Source organism: Endozoicomonas sp. ALC020 (assembly GCF_049275935.1).
Lineage (GTDB): Bacteria > Pseudomonadota > Gammaproteobacteria > Pseudomonadales > Endozoicomonadaceae > Endozoicomonas_A.
In genome coordinates this window covers 3,414,020-3,431,191 of the sequence record NZ_CP184830.1, presented here as the reverse complement: position 1 = coordinate 3,431,191, position 17,172 = coordinate 3,414,020, and the positions used below count along the sequence as shown (strand labels likewise).

Below are 17,172 nucleotides of genomic sequence, written 5' to 3'. Positions count from 1 at the left end.
CAAGGATAGAATTATTAAACACTCACTATTTGCGGCAGCGCTGTTACTGCTATGGTTGTCTGTCATCAGTCAGGCCGAACCCTTGACAAAGCGTTTTATAGTTGAGCTGCAACAGGATACAAGTACTCTAAACCAGAATTTTACTATGAAGCCGGACGGGCTTAAATTGGCGAGTAACCCGTCAGACGTTGCTGACACAAATTTAGAACGTCAAATGACGTATAATTATGACATAAAAATGACCTTCATTGAGTCAATTTCCTGGCAATGGCTCTACGCCACTAACCTGCTGCTTGCTTACGAGCTGATCCTGACCACCAAAGACATCCCTCTGAGTCCCACCCCTTATCCATGGCTACAGATAGAAACGGTTGTCACCGTCGGCTGGCTTTTAAAAAGCTATTGGAACCCCAATTCACTGCTGTTTAAACCGATTGAACGACAGTCTGAATCTATATTGACACAGGAGGGACTCCCGTTTGTGGTCACTGCTATGGAGCCAGATTCCGGAGATGAACAACAAGGCCAACCATCAGAATCATCTGACCAGCAAGCACCCGAAACACCTAAACGCTCTAAAGGCTATTTCATCAGCGTTCAGTATTCGGGCTCTGGTAATGGTGACGAAGCCCCTCAACAACACCAACACACATTAGATTTAAACTGTTTCATCTATCCTTGTCATGGCGTTTGCAGATTTCGATCAATGAATAGTCTTCAGCGCCAATGGGCTTCTGGCCAAACCTTTCAGCCTCAGACACATCAACCTGATAATCTGCGAATGCCCGGGGGTGTGTCTGTCACTTCTGATGATTTGATTATAATCAACGGATTACTCAGTCTTCGTAATCAAGGCCCTCTTAAAGAAACCGTAATTTCCTGTGCGCCTGTGCATTTCACCCCGTCAATGGAAACTTTAGTAACAGAACAAACGACAAAACCATCCCAATGGGGGAAAAGCCCACCCCATCTCTCTCAGAAAGGCACAAGTGAAGCCAGAAGCCACAGCGGGAAACGAACTTGTGACTGGATGCTGGCCGAGGAGAATGGCCAACGGCGACCATGCGGGAAGGTCTTCAACAATATTCACTCCCTGTCGGCCCACAAAAGCAGATACCACAGCGGGCAAAAAACTTGCGACGCAGAAGTGGTCGGGAAGGATGGCCTGCAGCGACCTTGCGGAAAGGTCTGCAAGAATGCTACCGTCCTGACGAATCACAAAAGCAGATACCACACCGGGCAAAGAACTTGCGACGCAAGAGTGGTCAGGAAGGATGGCCTGCGGCGACCTTGCGGAAAGGTCTGCAAGAACGCTCGCGTCCTGACGGATCACAAAAGAAAAGCCCACAGCGGACAAAGAACCTGTACTCTGATGGTGACCGGAGAAAATGGCCTGCGGCGACCATGCAGAAAGGTCTGCCTGAATGCTCGCGCCCTGACGAATCACAAAAGAAAAATCCACGGCGGACAACAAACCTGTGATCTGATGGTGATCGGAAAAGATGGCCTGCAGCGAACATGCGGGAAGAGCTACAGTAGCGCCAGAGCCCTGTCTGATCACAAAGGCAAATACCATACCGGGCAAAAAACCTGTGACGCGACATTGCTCGGGGATGACGGCAAGGAGCAGCCATGTGGAAAGGTCTGCAGGAATATTCAAGCCCTGCGGGATCACAATAGAAGGTACCACACCGGACAACAAATCTGTGACGCGACATTGCTCGGGAATGACGGCAAGGAGCAGCCATGCAGAAAGGTCTGCAGGAATCTTCAAACCCTGCGGGATCACAATAGAAGGTACCACACCGGACAACAAATCTGTGACATAAAACTGGTCGGAGAAGATAGCCAGCAGCGAACATGCGGGAAGATCTGCAAAAATTTTGCGGCCCTGTTGACTCATAAAATCAGAAACCACAGTGAACAAAAAACCTGTGAAGCAACCGTGGTCGGAGAGGATAACCAGCAGCGGCCATGCGGTAAGGTCTACAATAGTGCCAGAGCCCTCTCTGATCACAAGTGCAAATACCATACCGGGCAAAGAACCTGTGATGTGATAGTGGTCGGCAATGATGGTAAAAAACGACCATGCGAAAAGGTCTGCAACAATATTCAAGCCCTCTCGGATCACAAAAAAAAAGACCATACCGGGCAACAAATCTGTGACGCTAGAGTGGTCGGGAAGGATGGCCAGTGGCGATCGTGTGGAGAGGTCTGCCAGAATGCTATCGCCCTGTCGAATCACAAAAGAACACATCGAAAACGCAAGCCTGAAAATGTTGACCGGGACGGTGACTTCAGCCCCCGAAAGATAACGCAAATAAGTAACGATCTTCAATAGCAGGTTTTTGACAGGGAAACACGCTTACTTTCTTGATCTATCCTTCCTTTCTGTATATCGGAACGCAAGGACAGGATTATTAAAAACTCACTTTTTTCGACACCACTTTTTCTGCTACTGTTCTTATCTGCCATCGGCAAGGCCGAACCGTTGACAGGTCGTTTTATTGTCGAGCTTCAACAGAATTCAGGTCTTCCAAAACAGAGCTTTTCAATCGAGTCATACCGGAGTAAATGGTCGGATAAACCGTCAGGCGTTGCCGACATCGACATTTACTCAAGACTAGATTTACCATCCTGTAATGTACGTCAGATATCTAACAATTACGAAGTAAAAACAACTATCATTGAGTCAATTTCCTGGCGATGGCTTTACGCCTCGAATTTGCTGACTGCCGTCGAACTGATCTTTACCGCCAGAGTCTCCAATCTGAACTCTACGCCCTGTTTATGGCTACCTGTAGAAGCCGCTATTGCTGTCAGTTGGTTTTTAAAAAGCTATTGGAGCCCCAGTTCACTGCAGTTTAATCCGATGGAGCATCAAGAGGAGCAACAAGAGGCGACATCCATTTTGAGACATGGAGATCTACCATTTACCAACATCGCTATAATGCTTGGCTCTGGAAATAACCAACAACCCTGTCAACAACAAGACCAGTCATCAGAATCATCCGGCCAGCACGCTCCGGTAGCCACGGGCTATTCTACCAGTGTCCTGTATTCTCGCTCGTGTGACGGTAACGAAGACCCTCAACAACAGCAACATACCTTAGGTTTAAAATGCTTCGTCCAGCCCTGTTATGGTGTTTGTAAATTCCGACCCTCTTCCGAAAGCACGGGGCCAGCTGAATCGTCGCTGAATTATGAAGACGGGGTCGCCTTAGACGGGGTCGCCTCGAAATCAATGGGTACAAGGGCAACCGATAGGGTGGCCTCTGCCGGGCAGGCAACCTGCAACGTGGTAGTGTTTGGGGACGTCGGGCAGCTGAAGCAATGCCAGAGAATCTTCAAAACTGCTCAAGCCCTGCGTAATCACAAAAAAAGAGTCCATACCGGGCAAAAAATCTGTGATGTGGCCGTGCTCAGGGAAGATGGCCAGCTGCGGCCATGCGGAAAAGTCTACAAAAATGTTGATTCTCTGTCGTCTCACAAAAGAAACTTCCACAGCGGACAAAAAACCTGTAATTCATCCGTGGTTGACGAGAATGGCCAGCTGCGGCCATGTGGAAAGCTCTGCAAAAATGCTGATTCTCTGTCGTCTCACAAAAGAAACTTCCACACCGGGCAACAAACCTGTGACTCAACCGTGGCTGGGGAGAATGGCCAGCTGCGGCCATGTGGAAAGCTCTGCAAAAGTGCTCATTCTCTGTCGTCTCACAAAAGAAACTTCCACACCGGGAAACAAATCTGTGACGTCAATGTGATCGGGGGGAATGGCCAGCAGCAGCCATGCGGAACAGTCTGCAGGAGTGCTCAAAACCTGTCAGAACACAAAAACAAATTCCACGGCGAGCAAAAAACCTGTGAGGAGGTCATTATCGGGGAAGATGGCCAGCCGCAGCCATGCGGGAGGATCTGCAAGAATACTTATAACCTGTTGTTCCACAAGTACAGAGTCCACGGCAAGCAACAAATCTGTGACGCGATAGTCTTCGGGGGAGGTGGCAGGCAGCGACAATGCAAGAAGGTCTGCAAAAATGCTCTTTCACTGTCGGTTCACAAAAGCAAATACCACAGAGGGCAACAAAAATGTGACCATCGAAAACGCAAGCCTGTTGATGTAAAACAGGATGATGATCTCAGTAATCCAAAAGGCAAAGCCGACAGGTAACGGTCTTCGACTGAAGGTTTTCACAGAATAACATCCTTATTCTCCTGGTCTATCCTTTCTTTCTGTAAACCAGAACGCAAGGATAGAATTATTAAGTTCTCACTCTCTGCGACACTGCTGTTGCTGCTAACGTTGTTGCCCGTCATCGGCCTCGGCGAACCGTTGACAAAGCATTTTATTGTCGAGCTTCAAGAGAGTGCAGGTCATGCCAACAAAAATGGCCATGCAAGACAAGACTTACCGCTCGATAACAAACGACAAATATTCACCAATTATAGAGTAAAAAAAGCTATCATTGAGTCGATTTCCCGGCAATGGCTTTATGCCACGAATCTGCTGGTTGCCTTCGAACTGACCCTCACCACCAGAGACGCCACGACTCTGAGCTCCACACCTTGTTCATGGCTACCGGTAGAAGCGGCTCTGACTGTCGGTTGGTTTTTAAAAAGTTATTGGAGTATCAATTCATTGTTGTTTAACTTGGTGGAACAGCAAGAGGCGACACCCATCCTGAGACAGGGAGATCAGCTATTTAGCAACATCGCTATAACGTTTGGCTCTGGAAATAATCAACAACCCTGTCAGCAACAGGACCAGCCATCAGCATCACCCGATCGGCAAGCTCCGGCAGCCAAAGGCTATTCCACCAGCGTCCAGTATTCTCGCACGGGGGACGGTGAAGAAGGTCCTCAACAACAGCAGCAGCATACTCTGGGTTTAAATTGCTTCGTCCAGCCCTGTTATGGTGTCTGTAAATTCCAACCATCTTCCGAAAGCACGGGACCAGCTGAATGGTCGCTGAATTGTGAAGACGGGGTCGCCCCGGACTCAATGGCTATAAGGGCAACCGATAGAGGGGCCTCTGCCGGGCAGGCAACCTGTAACCTGGTAGTGGTTGGGGAGGTTGGGCAGCTGCTGCAATGCGGAAAAGTCTACAAAAATGCTGATTCTCTGTCGTCTCACAAAAGACGCTTCCACACCGGGCAAAAAACCTGTGACGTCTCCGTGATCGGGGAAGATGGTCAGCAGCAATGCGGGCAAGTCTGCAAGAATGCTGTAGCCCTGTCACATCACAAAAGCAAATTCCACAGCGGGCAAAAAACCTGTGACTCGACCGTGATTGGGGAGAATGGCCCGCTGCGGCCATGCGGGAAAGTCTGCAAGAATGCTCTAGCCCTGTCAAATCACAGAAGCAAATTCCACAGCGGGCAAAAAACCTGTGATTCAACTGTGGTTGGGGCGAATGGCCAGCTACGGCCATGTGGAAAGCTCTACAAAAATGCTGATTCTCTGTCATCTCACAAAAGACGCTTCCACAGTCAGCAAAAAACCTGTGACTCAACCGTGGTTGGGGAGAATGGCCAGCTGCGGCCATGTGGAAAGGTCTACAAAAATGCTCATTCTCTGTCGTCTCACAAAAGAAACTCCCACACCGGGAAACAAATCTGTGAGGTCAATGTGATCGGGGGGAATGGCCAGCAGCAGCCATGCGGAACAGTCTGCAAGAGTGCTCAAAACCTGTCGGAACACAAAATCAAAGTCCACGGTGGGCAAAAAACCTGTAACGTGGCCATTATCGGGGAAGATGGCCAGTCGCAACCCTGCGGGAGGATCTGCAAGAATACTTATAACCTGTTGTTCCACAAATACAGAGTCCACGGCAAGCAACAAATCTGTGACGCGACAGTCGTCGGGGAAGGTGGCAAGCAGCAACAATGCAAGAAGGTCTGCAAAAATGCTGCTGCCCTGTCGGCTCACAAAAGCAACTATCATACCGGACAACAAACCTGTCATTTGACCCTGGTTGGGGAGGATGGTCAGCAGCAGCCATGCGGGAAGGTCTACAAGAATGCTCGTGCCCTGTCGGATCACAAAAGAAGACACCACACCAAGCTAAAAATCTGTGACGTAATCGTGGTCTTGGAGGATGGCCAGTCGAGGCCATGCGGGAAAGTCAGCAAGAATGCCTGTGCCCTCTCCGTTCACAAAAGCGGATACCACACAGGGCAAAAAAACTGTGACGTGACCGTGTTTGGTGAGAATCAGCAACCACGACCATGCGCAAAGGTCTTCAAGTGTGCTCGAGCCCTGTCAAATCATAAAAGCAGATACCACAGCGGACAACAAACCTGTAGCACGACCGTGATTGGGGTGGACGGCCAGCCGCGACCATGCGGGAAGGTCTGCAAAAGTGCTAAAGATCTCTTGAGTCACAAAGGAACACATCGAAAACGCAAGCCTGTTGATGTGAAACAGGATGATGATCTCAGTAATCCAAAAGGCGAAGCCGACAGGTAATGGTCTTCGACTGTAGGTTTTCTTGACATCCTCCCCACCCTAAAGAGGGTATCGCAAAACTCTCTCCGGCGTGGGAACGCGTTGACTCCCGTCATTGCCGGCTTCATTCTCGTCATTCCCGGCTTCATTCTCGTCATTCCCGCGAAGGCGGGAATCCACACTGACTCTCCACCAGAACCCTACTGCCCGGTGTCCCCCTGGCCTTGTCATCCCCGAGAAGGCAGAGATCCACCGTTGGCGCTGGATTCCCGCCTTCGCGGGAATGACGACTTCAGAGCGTGAGAACGAGCGGTTGAAGTTTTGCGACACCCTCTAAAAGTACGGGGTTTTACGCTCATTCGATAAAGTAACGATAAAGTAACATCCTTATTCTCCTAGTCTATCCTTCCTATCTGTAAACCAGAACGCAAGGATAGAATTATTAAGTTCTCACTCTCTGCGGCACTGCTGTTGCTGCTAACGTTGTTGTCCGTTATCGGCCACAGCGAACCGTTGACAAAGCATTTTATTGTCGAGCTTCAAGAGAGTGCAGGCCATGCCAACAAAAATGACCATGCAAGACAGGATTTACCGCCCGATAACAAACGACAAATATCCGCCAATTATGGAGTAAAAAAAACCATCATTGATTCGATTTCCCGGCAATGGCTTTACGCCACGAATCTGCTGGCTGCCTTCGAACTGCCCCTTACCACCAGAGATGCCATGACTCTGAGCTCCACACCTTGTTCATGGCTACCGGTAGAAGCGGCTCTTGCTGTCGGTTGGTTTTTAAAAAGTTATTGGAGTATCAATTCATTGTTGTTTAACTCGGTGGAACAGCAAGAGGCGACATCCATCCTGAGACAGGGGGATCAGCCATTGACCAATATCGCTATAATGTTCGGCTCTGAAAATAATCAACAACCCTGTCAGCAACAGGAGCAGCCATCAGAATCATCCGGCCAGCAGACCTCGCTGGCCATAAGTTATTTCACCAGCGTCCTGTCTTCTCGCTCGAGTGACGGTAACGAAGACCCTCAACAACAGCAACATACTCTGGATTTAAATTGCTTCGTCCAACCCTGTTATGGTATCTGTAAATTCCAACCATCTTCCGAAAGCACGGAGCCAGCTGAATGGTCGCTGAACTGTGAAGACGGGGTCGCCTCAGACGGGGTCGCCTCAGACGGGGTCGCCTCAGACGGGGTCGCCTCAGACGGGGTCGCCTCAGACGGGGTCGCCCCGAACTCAATGGCTACAAAGACAACCGATAGGGGAGCCTCTACCGGGCAGGCAACCTGCAACGTGGTAGTGGTTGGGGAGGTCGGGCAGCTGCTGCAATGCAAGAGAATCTTCAAAACTGCTCAAGCCCTGCGTAATCACAAAAAAAGAGTCCATTCCAGGCAAAAAATCTGTGACGCGCCCGTGTTCAGGGAAGATGGCCAGCCGCAGCCATGCGGAAGAGTCTACAAAAATGCTGATTCTCTGTCGTCTCACAAAAGACTCTACCACACCAGGCAACAAACCTGTGACGTGACCGTGGTCGGGGAGGATGGTCATCAGCCGTGCGGGAAAGTCTGCAAGAATGCTGCAGCCCTGAAACATCACAAAAGCACATTCCACAGCGAGCAAAAAACCTGTGACTCAACCGTGGTTGGGGATAATGGCCAGCCGCGACCATGTGGGAAAGTCTGCAAGAATGCTGCAGCCCTGTCACAACACAAAAGCACACTCCACAGCGGGCAAAAAACCTGTGACTCAACCGTGGTTGGGGATAATGGCCAGTCGCGACCATGTGGGAAAGTCTGCAAGAATGCTGCAGCCCTGTCACGACACAAAAGCATATTCCACAGCAGGCAAAAAACCTGTGACTCAACCGTGGTTGGGGAGAATGGCCAGCTGCAGCCATGTGGAAAGGTCTGCAAAAATACTCATTCTCTGTCGTCTCACAAAAGAAACTTCCACACCGGGAAACAAATCTGTGCCGTCAATGTGATCGGGGGGAATGGTCAGCAGCAGCCATGCGGAACAGTCTGCAGGAGTGCTCAAAACCTGTCGGAACACAAAAACAAATTCCACGGCGAGCAAAAAACCTGTGACGAGGCCATTATCGGGGAAGATGGCCAGCCGCAACCCTGCGGGAGGATCTGCAAAAATACTTATACCCTGTTGTACCACAGATACAGAGTCCACGGCGAGCAAAAAATCTGTGACGCGATAACAGTAGGGGAAGATGGCAAGCAGCGACAATGCAAGAAGGTCTGCAAAAATGCTCTGGCACTGTCGGTTCACAAAAGCAAATACCACAGAGGGCAACAAAACTGTGACGTGTCCGTGGTCGGGGAAGATGGCCTGCCGCAGCCATGCGGGAAAGTCTGCAAGAATGCCAGTGCTCTCTCCGTTCACAGAAGCAGATACCACAACGGGCAACAAACCTGTAACACGATCGTAGTTGGGTTGGACGGCCAGCCGCAGCCATGCGGGAAGGTCTGCAAAAGTGCTAAAGATCTCTTGAGTCACAAAGGAACACATCGAAAACGCAAGCCTGTTGATGTGAAACAGGATGATGATCTCAGTAATCCAAAAGGCGAAGCCGACAGGTAATGGTCTTCGACTGTAGGTTTTCTTGACATCCTCCCCACCCTAAAGAGGGTATCGCAAAACTCTCTCCGGCGTGGGAACTCGTTGACTCCCGTCATTGCCGGCTTCATTCTCGTCATTCCCGGCTTCATTCTCGTCATTCCCGGCTTCATTCTCGTCATTCCCGGCTTCATTCTCGTCATTCCCGCGAAGGCGGGAATCCACACTGACTCTCCACCAGAACCATACTGCCCGGTGTCCCCCTGGCCTTGTCATCCCCGAGAAGGCAGAGATCCACCGTTGGCGCTGGATTCCCGCCTTCGCGGGAATGACGACTTCAGAGCGCGAGAACGAGCTGTTGAAGTTTTGCGACACCCTCTAAAAGTACGGGGTTTTACGCTCATTCGATAAAGTAACGATAAAGTAACATCCTTATTCTCCTGGTCTATCCTTCCTTTCTGTAAAACAGAACGCAAGGATAGAATTATTAAGTTCTCACTCTCTGCGGCACTGCTGTTGCTGCTACCGTTGTTGCCCGTCATCGGCCACGGCGAACCGTTGACAAAGCATTTTATTGTCGAACTTCAAGAGAGTGCAGGCCCTGCCAACAAACATGGCCATGCAAGACAAGATTTACCGCCCGATAAAAAACGACAAATATCCAACAATCACGGAGTAAAAAAAACCATCATAGAGTTGATTTCCTGGCAATGCCTCTATGCCACGAGTCTGCTGGTTGCCTTCGAACTGACCTTTACTACCAGGGACACCAAGCCTCTGAGCTCCATACCTTGTTCATGGCTACCGGTAGAAGCGGCTATAGCTGTCGGTTGGTTTTTAAAAAGTTATTGGAGTATCGATTTACTGCTGTTTAACCCTCTGGGACGTCAAGAGAAACATCAAGAGGCGACATCCATCCTGAGACGGGGGGATCAGCCATTTAGCAACCTCGCTATAACCTTTGGCTCTGGAAATAATCAACAACCCTGTGTGCAACAGGACCAACCCTCAGAATCAACCGGCCAGCAGACCTCGGTGGCCATAAGTTATTTTACCAGCGTCCTGTCTTCTCGCTCGGGTGACGGTAACGAAGACCCTCAACAACAGCAACATACTCTGGGTTTAAATTGCTTCGTCCAACCCTGTTACGGTGTCTGTAAATTCCAACCCTCTTCCGAAAGCACGGGGCCAGCTGAATGGTCGTTGAATTGTGAAGACGGGGTCGCCTTAGACGGGGTCGCCTTAGACGGGGTCGCCTTAGACGGGGTCGCCTTAGACGGGGTCGCCTTAGACGGGGTCGCCTTGGATCGAGCCAACACGGAGTCAATGGGTTCAGGGGCAACCAATACATCGGCCCCTGCCTGGCAGGCATGCAACATGATAGTGGTCGGAAAGGATGGCCAGCTTCGGCAATGCGAGAAAGTCTTCAAGAGTGCTCAAACCTTGTCGAATCACAAAAGAACAGTCCATTCCAGGCAAAAAACCTGTGACGTGACCGTGTTCAGGGAGGATGGCCAGCTGCAGCTATGTGGAAAGGTCTGCAAAAATGTTAACTCTCTGTTGTCTCACAAAAGAAACTTCCACACCGGGAAACAAATCTGTGACGTCAAAGTGATCGGGGAGAATGGCCAGCAGCAGCCATGTGGAAGAGCCTGCAGGAATAATCAAGAACTGTCGTATCACAAAAAAATATTCCATAGCGAGCAAAAAACCTGCGACGTGACAATGATCGCGGAAGACGGCAAGCCGCAACCATGCGGGACGGTCTGCAAGAATGCCCACACCCTGTTGTCCCACAAATACAGATTCCACGGCAAGCAACAAATCTGTGACATGATAGTCGTTGGGGAAGGTGGCAAGTTTCGACAATGCAGGAAGGTCTGCAAAAATCCTCCTGCCCTGTCGGCTCACAAAAGCAGATACCACAGAGGGCAACAAACCTGTGACGTGACCGTGGTTGGCGAGGATTACCAATCATGGCCGTGCGGAAGGGTCTGCGAGAGTGCTCAAAGCCTGTCAAATCACAAACGCAAATTCCACAGCGGCCAAAAAGCCTGTAACTCGACCCTGATTGGCGAGAATGACCTGCCGCAGCGATGCGGGGTAGTCTGCAAGGATTCTCAAACTCTTTCGGATCACAAAAGAAGAGACCACACCGGGCAAAAAATCTGTAGCTCTAACGTGATTGGGGAGGATGGCCAAATGAGGCCATGCGGAAATATCTGCAAGAATGCTAAAGCCCTGTCTACTCACAAAAGCACATTCCACAGTGGACCAAGAACCTGTAACTCAACCGTGGTTGGGGATAATGGCCAGCCGCGGCCATGCGGGATGGTCTGCAGGAATTATGGAGCTCTGTCGGATCACAAAAGAAGAAACCACACCAAGCTAAAAATCTGTGACGTGACACTGGTCTGGGAGGATGGCCAGCCACGTCCATGCGGGAAAGTCTGCAAGAATGCCAGTGCCCTCTCCATTCACAAAAGCGGATACCACACAGGGCAAAAAAAATGTGACGTGACCGTGATTGGTGAGAATCAGCAACCGCGACCATGCGCAAAAGTCTTCAAGTGTGCTCGAGCCCTGTCAAATCACAAAAGCAATTGCCACAGCGGACAAAAAACCTGTAACACGACCGTGATTGGGGTGGAAGGCCAGCCGCAGCCATGCGGGAAGGTCTGCAAAAATAATAAAGATCTCTCAAATCACAAAAGAACACATCGAAAACGCAAGCCTGTTGATGTGAAACAGGATGATGATGTCAGTGGTCCAAAAGGTAGAGCCGACAGATAACGCTCTTCAACTGAAGGTTATTGACAGAGTAACACCCTTATTTTTCTGGTCTATCCTTCCTTTCTGTAAACCAGAACGCAAGGGTAGAATTATTGAACTCTCACTCCATGCGGCACTGCAGTTGCTGTCAGCTTTATTGCCCGTCATCGGCCAGGCCGAACCGTTGACAAGCCATTTTATTGTCGAGCTTCAACAGAGTGCAGGCCTTCCAAAACAGAGCTTTTCAATAAACCCAGAACAGCGTACATGGTCGTATATCCCGTCTGGCCCTGCCTGCCAAAACGGCTATGCAAGGCCAGATTTAGCCACCGATAACACACGACAAATAACCCCCAATTATGGAGTAAAAAAAACTATCATTGAGTCGATTTCCTGGCAATGGCTTTACGCCACGAATCTGCTGGCTGCCTTCGACCCGCCCCTAATTACCAGAGACCTCACACCTCTGGGCTCCACACCCTGTTCATGGCTACCGGTAGAAGCGGCTGTAACTGTCGGTTGGTTTTTAAAAAGTTATTGGAATCTCAATTCACTGATGTTTAACCCGATAGAACATCAAGAGGAACAACAAGAGGCGACATCCATCCTGAAACAGGAGAATCAGCCATTTAGCAACATCGCTATAATGTTTGGCTCTGGAAATAACCAACAACCTTGTCAGCAACAGGACCAGCGATCAGAATCAACCGGGCAGCAGACCCCGATGGCCGTAAGCTATTTTACCAGCGTCCTGTATTCTCGCTCGGGGGACGGTAATGAAGATCCTCAACAGCAGCAGCACACATTGGGTTTAAATTGCCTCGTCCAGCCCTGTTATGGCGTTTGTATATTCCGACCATCTTCCGAAAGCACGGGGCCAGCTGAATGGTTGTTGAATTGTGAAGACGGGGTCGCCTTAGACGGGGTCGCCCTAGACGAGTTCGCCCTAGACGAGTTCGCCCTGGACGAGTTCGCCCTGGACGAGTTCGCCCTGGACGAGTTCGCCCTAGACGAGTTCGTCTTTGACGGGGTCGCCTTAGACGGGGTCGCCTTAGACGGGGTCGCCTTAGACGGGGTCGCCTTAGACGGGGTCGCCTTAGACGGGGTCGCCCCGAACTCAATGTGTGCAGGAACAACCGAGACAAGAGCCTCTGCCGGGCAGATAACCTGCAATGTAGAAGTAGTAGTTGGGGAGGGTGGCCAGCTTCAGCAATGCGGGAGAGTCTTCAAGAATGCTAAAGCCCTGTTGATTCACAAAAGTAAATTACACAGCGGGCAAAAAACCTGTGACTTGGCCATTATCGGAGAAAATGGTAAGTCGCAACCATGTGGGAAAGTCTACAAAAATGCCCTTGCCCTCTCCGTTCACAAAAGCGGATACCATACCGGGCAACAAACCTGTGATTTAACCACAGTCGGGGAGTATGGTCAGCAGCGGCCATGCGGGAAAGTCTGCAAGAATGCCCTTGCCCTGTCCGTTCACAAAAGCGGATACCATAGCGGGAAAAAAATCTGTGACTTTCCCCTGGTTGGCGAGGACAACCAACTGCGTCCATGCGGAACAGTCTGCAAAAATGCTCATTCTCTATGGTCTCATAAAAGAAACTTCCACCCCGGGAGACAAATCTGTGACGTCACTGTGATCGGGGTGAATGGCCAGCAGCAGCCATGCGGAACTGTCTGCAGGAGCGCTAGCCTGACGTATCACAAAGACAAATTCCACGGAGGGCAAAAAATCTGTAGCGTGACCGTGGTTAGCGAGGATCAGCAATCATGGCCATGCGGAAGGGTCTTCCGGAGTGCCCAAACCCTGTCAAATCACAAATACAAATTCCACAGCGGCCAGAAAACCTGCAACTCGATCGTGATTGGGGAGAATAACCTGCCACGACCATGTGGGTTAGTCTGCAGGGATTCTCGGGCTCTTTCGGATCACAAAAGAAGACACCACACCGGGCAAAAAACCTGTAACTCTAAAGTGATTGGGGAGGATGGCCAACTGCGGCCATGCGGAAATATCTACAAGAATGCTAAAGCCCTTTCAACTCACAAAAGCTCATTCCACAGTGGAGAAAGAACCTGTAATTCTAGCGTGATTGGGGAGGATGGCCAGCTGCGGCCATGCGGGATGGTCTGCAGGAGTTATGGAACTCTGTCGAATCACAAAAGAAGGGACCACACCGGGCCAAAAACCTGTGACGAGATCCTGGTCGGAAAGGAGGGTCAGCAGCAGCCATGTGGGAAAATTTGCAAGAATGCCAGTGCTCTCTCCGTTCACAAAAGCAGATACCACAGCGGGCAACAAACCTGTAACACGACCATGCTTGGGGTAAACGGCCAGCAGCGGCGATGCGGGAAGGTCTGCAAAAGTGCTCAAGATCTCTCGAATCACAAAGGAACACATCGAAAACGCAAGCCTGTTGATGTGAGCCAGAACGCTGACCTCAGTGCTTCAGAAGGTAAAGCCAACAGGTAATGATCTTTAATTGAAGGTTTTTGATGGAGTAACACCCTTATTTTCTTGATCTATCCTTCCTTTCTGTAAACCCGATCGCCAAGGATAAAATTATTAAACTCTCACTCTCTGCAGCACTGTTGCTGCTACCGTTGTTATCTGTCTTCAGTCAGGCCGAACTGTTGACAAAGCATTTTATTGTCGAGTTTCAAAAGAGTGCAGGTCTTCCAAACCAGAGCTTTTCAATAAAGCCATACCAGAGTAAATGGTCAGATAACCCTTCAGGCCTTGCCGACACAAACGGTTATGCAAGATCAGATTTACCACCCGACAATAGACGACAGATAACTAACAATTACGAAGTAAAAACAACCATTATTGAGTCGATTTCCTGGCGATGGCTTTACGCCACGAATCTTCTGGCTGCCTTCGAACTCATCTTTATCACCAGAGTCTCTCCTCTGAGTTCAACATCTTGTTCATGGCTACCGGTGGAAGCGGCTATAGCTTTCGGTTGGATTTTAAAAGACTATTGGAGCCCCGGCATACTGCTGTCTGACCTGATGAAGCATCAAGAGGCGACATCCATCCTGAGACAAGGGGATCAACCATTTACCAACATCGTTATAATGTTTGGCTCCGACCATAACCAACAACCTTGTCAGCAACGAGACCAGACAACAGAATCTTCCGGCCAGCATGCCACGCTGGCCACAGGCTACTCCACCAGCGTCCTGTATTTTCGCTCGGTTGACGGTAACGAAGACCCTCAACAACAGCAGCATACTTTGGGTTTAAATTGTTTTGTCCAAACCTGTTGTGGCGTCTGTAAATTCCGACCATCTCCCAAAAGCATGGAACCAGTTGAACTTTCTCTGAATTGTGAAGACGGGGTCGCCTTAGACGGGGTCGCCTCAGACGGGGTCGCCCAGAACTCAATAGCTGCAGGGGCAACCGATACACCAGCCCCTGCCGGGCAATCAACCTGCAACGTGATGCTGGTCGGGAAAGATGGTCTGCTTCGACAATGCAAGAGAGTCTTAAAGAGTGCCAAAGCCCTGTCGAATCACCAAAGAAGAGTCCATACCAGGCAAAAAACCTGTGACGTGACCGTGTTCAGGGAGGATGGCCAGCTGCAGCTATGTGGAAAGGTCTGCAAAAATGTTAACTCTCTGTTGTCTCACAAAAGAAACTTCCACACCGGGCAACAAACCTGTGATGTTACCGTGATCAGGGGGAATGGCCAGCAGCTGTCATGCGGAAAGATCTGCAAGAGTGCTCAAGCCCTGTCAATTCACAAAAGCAAATTCCACAACGGGCAAACAACCTGTATAGAGAAAATTGTCGGGGAAGATGGCAGGCCACAGCCATGTGGGAAGGTCTTCAAGAATGCTTATGCAGTGTCGCTTCACAAAAACAGAGTCCACGGCAAACAACAAATCTGTGACGTTACAGTGATCGGAAAAAATGGCCAGTTGCTGCCATGCAGGGCAATCTGTAAAAACGCTAAAGCTTTTTCGGATCACAAAAGAAGATTGCATAGCGGGCAACAAACCTGTGACGTGACCTTGGTCGGGAAGGATGGTCAGCAGAAGCCATGCGGGAAAGTCTGCAAAAGTGCCTGTGCCCTCTCCGTTCACAAAAGCGGATACCACACCGGACAAAAAACCTGTGACTTTACCTTCTTTGGTGAGGATCAAAGACCGCAGCCATGCGGAAAGGTCTGCAAGAATGCTCAAGCCCTGGCAAGTCACAAAAGGAAATCGCACAGCGGGGAAAAAACCTGTGACTCAGCTGTGGTAGGGAAGGATGGCCAGCCGAGGCCATGCGGAATGGTCTGCAAGAATTACGAAACTCTGTTGGATCACAAAAGAAACTTCCACGCCGAGCAACAAATCTGTCAATTGACCGTGGTAGACGAAGATCAACAACTGCGGCTGTGCGGAAAGGTCTTCAAAAGTCCTCAAGCCCTGTCAAGTCACAAAAGCAAACTCCACAGTGGGCAAAGAACCTGTTATACGACAGTGATTGGTGAAGATGGCCAGCTACTACCATGCAGGACAGTCTGCAAGAATGCTAAAGATTTTTCGAATCACAAAAGAAGACTCCACACCGGGCAAAAGGTATGTGAACTAACTGTGGTCGAAAAGGATGGTCGGCAGCAGCCGTGCGGTAGAGTCCTCAAGAGTGCCTTTGACTTCTCCGTTCACAAAAGCAGATACCACAGCGGACAACAAACCTGTGACTTTCCCCTGGTTGATGAGGATCACCAATCGCGGCCATGTGGAGAGGTCTGCAAGAATGCTCAAGCCCTGTCAATTCACAAAAGCAAATCGCACAGTGGGCAAAAAACCTGTGACTTTACCGTCGTTGGGAAAGGCGGCCAGCCGCGACCATGCGGGAAGGTCTGCAACAACCGCAGAGCACTGTGGGATCACAAAAGATGCCAACACACCAGGCAAAAAACCTGTGACGTGACCATGGTTGGCGAGGATCACCAACCGCGTTTGTGCGCTAAGCTCTGCAAGAGTGCTCAAGCCCTGTCAACTCACAAAAGCAAATTCCACAGCGGGCAAAGAGCCTGTGACTCGACCGTGATTGCGAAGGATGGCCAGCCGCAGCCATGCGGGATGATATGCAGGAACTCTGGAGCTCTGTCGTATCACAAAAGAAAAGAGCACAGCGGACAACAAACCTGCAACGAAATCCTGATCACAGAAGATGGCCAGTCAGAGCTATGCGGGATGGCCTGCAAAAATGCTCAAGATCTCTCAAGTCACAAAAGAGTACATCGAAAACGCAAGCCTGTTGATAAGTAGGACAATAACCTCACTCATCCAGAAGCTAAAACGAATCAGTAATGATCTTTAACAGAGAGACTTTGACAGAATACGTCCTTATTTTCTTGATCTAT

General features: G+C 49.9%; 9 protein-coding genes. All 9 read left to right on the top strand.

Features of this window, described 5'->3' with window-relative positions; genetic code table 11:
• Positions 1–214: 214 nt before the first annotated feature.
• The 9 genes from ACOJUO_RS12790 (at position 215) to ACOJUO_RS12750 (ending at position 17,077) form a co-directional block, all read left to right on the top strand.
• Positions 215–2,341 (top strand): hypothetical protein, encoded by a 2,127-nt coding sequence (locus ACOJUO_RS12790; protein ID WP_422140014.1) that lies wholly within the window; start codon positions 215–217, stop codon positions 2,339–2,341.
• A gap of 150 nt (positions 2,342–2,491) precedes the next feature.
• Positions 2,492–4,171, top strand: coding sequence for a hypothetical protein (locus ACOJUO_RS12785; protein ID WP_422140013.1), 1,680 nt, complete (start codon positions 2,492–2,494; stop codon positions 4,169–4,171).
• Between the two features lie 162 nt (positions 4,172–4,333).
• Positions 4,334–6,469 (top strand): hypothetical protein, encoded by a 2,136-nt coding sequence (locus ACOJUO_RS12780; protein WP_422140012.1) that lies wholly within the window; start codon positions 4,334–4,336, stop codon positions 6,467–6,469.
• 81 nt (positions 6,470–6,550) lie between these two features.
• Positions 6,551–6,751: a hypothetical protein gene (locus ACOJUO_RS12775; RefSeq protein ID WP_422132394.1), complete on the top strand. Its 201-nt coding sequence runs from the start codon at positions 6,551–6,553 to the stop codon at positions 6,749–6,751.
• A gap of 168 nt (positions 6,752–6,919) precedes the next feature.
• A complete protein-coding gene (locus tag ACOJUO_RS12770) occupies positions 6,920–9,055 on the top strand; it encodes a hypothetical protein (protein WP_422140011.1) in 2,136 nt (711 codons plus the stop codon).
• An 81-nt stretch (positions 9,056–9,136) separates the two neighbouring features.
• Complete coding sequence (locus ACOJUO_RS12765; RefSeq protein WP_422140010.1) at positions 9,137–9,442, top strand: hypothetical protein; 306 nt, start codon at positions 9,137–9,139, stop codon at positions 9,440–9,442.
• 147 nt (positions 9,443–9,589) lie between these two features.
• A complete protein-coding gene (locus ACOJUO_RS12760) occupies positions 9,590–11,824 on the top strand; it encodes a hypothetical protein (RefSeq protein ID WP_422140009.1) in 2,235 nt (744 codons plus the stop codon).
• Positions 11,784–14,279, top strand: coding sequence for a hypothetical protein (locus ACOJUO_RS12755; RefSeq protein ID WP_422140008.1), 2,496 nt, complete (start codon positions 11,784–11,786; stop codon positions 14,277–14,279). Before ACOJUO_RS12760 ends, ACOJUO_RS12755 begins: the two co-directional genes overlap by 41 nt.
• Positions 14,280–14,440: 161 nt before the next feature.
• On the top strand, positions 14,441–17,077 hold the full coding sequence (locus ACOJUO_RS12750; RefSeq protein WP_422140007.1) for a hypothetical protein: 2,637 nt from the start codon (positions 14,441–14,443) through the stop codon (positions 17,075–17,077).
• Positions 17,078–17,172 lie beyond the last annotated feature (95 nt).

Excerpts from the sequence above, each read along its gene's own strand:
- ACOJUO_RS12790 (WP_422140014.1), top strand. The coding sequence starts at position 215 with ATGACGTATAATTATGACATAAAAATGACCTTCATTGAGTCAATTTCC.
- ACOJUO_RS12755 (WP_422140008.1), top strand. The coding sequence starts at position 11,784 with ATGATGATGTCAGTGGTCCAAAAGGTAGAGCCGACAGATAACGCTCTT.